The sequence below is a fragment of the Vibrio sp. 1727 genome (assembly GCF_033344415.1).
Classification (GTDB): Bacteria; Pseudomonadota; Gammaproteobacteria; order Enterobacterales; family Vibrionaceae; genus Vibrio; species Vibrio alginolyticus.
Map to the genome: position 1 here is coordinate 1 of NZ_JAWPOT010000668.1, position 517 is coordinate 517.

A 517-nucleotide genomic window follows, 5' to 3' on the forward strand; every position below is an offset into this window, starting at 1 on the left:
TGGTCAGATTGTGGGCTTACTTGGTCCTAACGGTGCCGGTAAAACCACCTCGTTTTACATGATTGTTGGTCTGGTGCCTCGTGATGAAGGCACCATCACCATTGACGACAAAGACATCAGTATTTTGCCAATGCACAGCCGCTCTCGCATGGGTATTGGCTATCTACCGCAGGAAGCGTCGATTTTCCGCAAACTGTCCGTTGAAGATAACATCATGGCCGTATTGGAAACTCGCCAAGAAATGACCCGCGAAGAGCGTCAGGACAAGCTGGAAGATTTGTTGGAAGAATTCCACATACAGCACATAAGAACCAGTGCGGGTATGGCACTATCGGGTGGTGAACGTCGCCGAGTCGAAATCGCTCGAGCTCTTGCGGCAAACCCACAATTCATTTTGTTGGATGAACCTTTCGCAGGTGTCGACCCTATTTCGGTTAATGACATCAAGAAAATCATCGAGCACCTACGCGATCGTGGCCTTGGTGTATTAATCACAGACCATAACGTACGTGAAACA

General features: G+C 48.7%; 1 protein-coding gene. It reads left to right on the forward strand.

Features of this window, described 5'->3' with window-relative positions:
- Positions 1–517: LPS export ABC transporter ATP-binding protein (gene lptB / locus R8O10_RS27505; protein WP_318192271.1), on the forward strand; the 517-nt coding region annotated here is incomplete at both ends.